The sequence below is a fragment of the Limnofasciculus baicalensis BBK-W-15 genome (assembly GCF_024178385.1).
Lineage (GTDB): Bacteria > Cyanobacteriota > Cyanobacteriia > Cyanobacteriales > Coleofasciculaceae > Limnofasciculus > Limnofasciculus baicalensis.
This window is the reverse complement of sequence record NZ_JAMZMM010000480.1, coordinates 1-3,897: the sequence shown is the minus strand read 5'-3', so window position 1 is coordinate 3,897 and position 3,897 is coordinate 1. Positions and strand designations below refer to the sequence as shown.

Genomic DNA, 3,897 nt, shown 5'->3' with positions numbered 1-3,897 from the left:
CCTGTGACAAATAGCTGCGCGGATCAAAACTGCGACTAGCACGAATCTTTTGATAGTACTCCCGTTCAATTGAGGTAAGATCTTTAGGCGTAGCAATAACAATCCTCACCAACAAGTCACTCCGTCCACCCTTGGGACGAGGCCAACCTTTCTCACGCAACCGCAGGGATTGACCGGAACGAATACCTGCTGGTACATTTACACTCACCTTCCCATCTGGAGTGGGGACATCAATAGTCGCTCCCAATACCGCCTCATCCGGCATCACTGGCACTTCACACAAGAGATTCTCACCATCGAATTGGAAGAAAGAATGAGGTTTGAGTTCAACACTCAAATATAAATCGCCCCGTTGTTGATTCTGCGGATTAAATTGACCTTTGCCACGTACCCGAATCCGACTACCCGGTTTAGCACCTGGAGGAATCCGCACATCAATTGCTTCATTCCCCAGATTCAGACGTTTTTGCACACCATGGAAAGCTTCATGCCAGCTTAACGGAATCGAAGCTTCGCGATCGCCATTTCCTGAGCTAGCAGCCTTATCAGCAGTTGAGTATTCGCTAAAATTATTAAACCCACCACCACTAAAACCGCTGGCAAAGTCATTAAAACCCCCAGGACGACTAGTATTTGTCTTGTAGGTGTAGGTGTGATTACCCGCAGTATTACCTGTTGCCGCAGTATTAAAGCGTCCCAGCAACTCGTTAATGAATTCGTCAAAACTGCTATACTGCCCAAAATCAAAATTGTTGAAATTTACACCAGCACCACCGCCAGAACCTCCAGGCCATCCTTGTCCGGCTTGCTTCCAATACTGACCGAATTGATCGTATTTTTGGCGTTTTTCGGTGTCAGATAACACTTCATAAGCTTCGCTGACTTCTTTAAACCGAGCTTCCGCCTGTTTATCCCCAGGATTCATGTCCGGATGGTATTTCCGGGCTAAACGCCGAAAGCTCTTTTTAATTTCGTCTGGACTGGCAGTTTTACTGACTCCCAGGATGGCGTAGTAGTCTTTAAAGTCGGTCGCGGCCATGAAGGGTCTCCTGTACTCTGAGGATTTAGGATCGGGTTGGGGCTATTGTATTTTTACCTTAAATCTAGAGTAACAAACCCAGACCAGTGATTAAGTTCGGTTCTTCCGTTGGTTAACCACACAGGCGCGATCGCAATTTCCACACCTGTGTCGGGTATTTTGTTAGTTGTTAGTTGTTAGTTGTTTGTTGTTTGCTTTTTTTTTTACCAAAGATTCTCATCAATAACCAATAATCAAAAACCAATAACTAATAACCAACAACTAACAACCAACAACCAACTAAATCACCGTTCCATCGGGAATAACGGCATTTTTAAATATGACGATAATGCCATTGCGAATGAAAAATCCCTGTTGTTCTCGTTCCGCTTCCTCTACTCGATCCTTATTGATAATTTGCACATTGCGACCAATGCGAGTATTCTTATCAACGATAGCGCGACGAATTGTTGTATTAGCACCAATTCCTAAAGGAATGCGATCTGTGGGACTATTCCGTTCACCTTCAGCGAAAGGCTCGTACAAATCAGACCCCATAATCAGGCTATCTTCAATGATACAACCTTCCTCAATGCGAGCGCGAACCCCCAATACAGAATGGTGAATCCGGCAATTTCTCAAAATACAGCCTTCACTGATAATGGAACTAGTGACGTGGCTATCTGAAAATTTGGTCGGGGGCAAGTAACGGGCACGAGTATAGATTGGCGCATTTTCATCGTAGAAGCTAAAGGGTGGCTGTGGTTGCTGAGTCAACGCCAAATTTGCATCATAAAATGCTTCAATCGTTCCAATATCTTCCCAGTAGTCATCAAATAAGAAGGCTTGAACATTATAATCCTTGGCTGCACCAGGGATAATTTCTTTGCCGAAATCAGTCTGTGTTGGATTGCCTTGCAGGAGAGTTTTTAGGGCTTCTTTTTTGAAGACATAAATGCCCATGGAGGCAATATAAGGATTTGCCTTTGCTTGTACAGGTGTCAATCCCAGGGTAGTGGTATCCACCTGCATTTCTTTGAGGGCATCACCTTTTGGTTTCTCACTGAAATCAACCACCCTGCCAGTATCATCAATTTTCATCAAGCCAAAACTCGATGCCCGTTTCTCATCCATCGGGACGACAGACAGGGTAATATCTGCACCAGTTTCCCGGTGGCGTGCCACAAACTGACGATAATCCATCCGATAGAGATGGTCTCCTGATAGAATCAGATATTCATCAAAATCCCACTCCTGCAACAACCAGAGATATTGGCGCACAGCATCAGCAGTACCCTGAAACCAGCTAGGGTTTTCCGCCGTCTGTTGGGCTGCGAGTACTTCCACAAACCCTTCGGTAAAACTGGAGAAATTATAGGCGCGGGCAATATGGCGATTGAGAGAGGCCGAGTTGAATTGGGTAAGGACATAAATCCTGTAAATTTCCGAGTTAATACAGTTACTAACCGGAATATCAATCAGGCGGTACTTTCCTGCCAAAGGCACAGCGGGTTTAGCCCGCAGTTTGGTAAGGGGATACAGGCGGGTGCCAGCGCCACCGCCGAGAATGACCGCTAAGACTCTTTTCACGAATAACCTCTCCGGGATCAGGTAGACTTTCTAGTTTTATAAGACAATAGCCTGAAAACCCCCTGACTTTAGTCTGGGGATGAAAGGCAGTTGCAGGATAAATCCTGCCATGATCATGATATTGTTAAAATGTCAGTATTAAGACATAAAAACCTACCGACCCTTCCTTGTCCCCCTTCTCCCCCCACTCCCCGGAATAGTTTTAACTCAAAACTCAAAACTCAAAACTCAAAACTCAAAACTCTCCCACTCCCCACTCCCCACTCCCCATTCAGCTAGCATAAAAGAAGAATTTGCAAACAAGGACAGATAGATGTCAGGACAACTGTTACTGGTGGACGATGAACCGGGAATTCGGGAATCAGTCAAAGAGTATTTGCAAGAAGTTGGGGGCTTTACCGTAAAGGTTGCCAGTAATGCCGATGATGCTTGGCTGATGCTGCAACAATACACCCCTGATTTGGTGATTTCTGATGTGATGATGCCCAAGGTAGATGGGTATCAGTTTTTAAAGAAGCTGCGTGACGATCCTCGGTTTAAGACACTACCCGTGGTATTTCTCACCGCTAGAGGGATGACTTCAGATCGAATTCTGGGTTATCAGGCGGGTTGTGATGCCTATTTGTCTAAGCCTTTTGATACTGATGAATTAATTGCGATTGTGGAAAACTTGCTAGAGCGTCGTGCGGCAAATGCTACAGAAACTAGCGGTAGCAACGATCTTAAACCACTTGTGGATCAGATTGCCGCTATTAGAGCCATGTTAGAGCAGCGGGGTGGGATCGTTCAAACTCCTCCACCCATCCGCATTGATTTTACGCCACGAGAGCAAAGCGTTCTGGATTTGGTGGCAAAAGGATTGATGAATAAGGAAATTGCCCGTCGCCTGGAGACAAGTGTCCGGAATGTCGAGAAGTATGTTAGTCGTTTGTTTAGTAAAACGGGAACAAATAGCCGCACGGAGTTGGTGCGCTATGCTTTGGAACATGGTTTGACTCAGTAGTTATTGGTTATTAGTCATTGGTTATTAGTAATTTGTCATTTGTCATTAGGTAGATTTAACAATCTTTCTTTCAAGTAAATAGCGAAACTCGTCTAACTCTTGCTCATTACTAAAAGCCCGTTTCGGAAACATATTGAACAGCAGATACTAGTAACCACTAAGAAAACAGAATCTCTGAGGGGGGGAGGGGATATGCAGATAAAAGGGGTAGAATAGAGAAAGATCAACGGTATCAATAACTACATTAAATTTTCCTACTGTCCAGATAATAGTTACAATTATTTAC

At 44.6% G+C, this 3,897-nt stretch carries 3 protein-coding genes; 1 reads left to right on the top strand and 2 read right to left on the bottom strand.

Annotation, left to right across the window (positions count from 1 at the left end; translation table 11 throughout):
• The coding region (locus NJ959_RS26925; RefSeq protein ID WP_254014837.1) for a DnaJ C-terminal domain-containing protein at positions 1-1,039 on the bottom strand (1,039 nt) is incomplete at its 3' end.
• 279 nt (positions 1,040-1,318) lie between these two features.
• Entirely contained in the window at positions 1,319-2,608 is a 1,290-nt protein-coding gene (locus tag NJ959_RS26920; RefSeq protein ID WP_254014836.1) for a glucose-1-phosphate adenylyltransferase, read from the bottom strand.
• A gap of 313 nt (positions 2,609-2,921) precedes the next feature.
• Between NJ959_RS26920 and NJ959_RS26915 the strand changes: the two genes are divergently transcribed.
• Positions 2,922-3,611: a response regulator transcription factor gene (locus NJ959_RS26915; protein WP_254014835.1), complete on the top strand. Its 690-nt coding sequence runs from the start codon at positions 2,922-2,924 to the stop codon at positions 3,609-3,611.
• Positions 3,612-3,897: the final 286 nt, after the last annotated feature.

Coding starts and splice junctions, on each gene's coding strand:
- NJ959_RS26915 (WP_254014835.1), top strand. CDS start 2,922: ATGTCAGGACAACTGTTACTGGTGGACGATGAACCGGGAATTCGGGAA.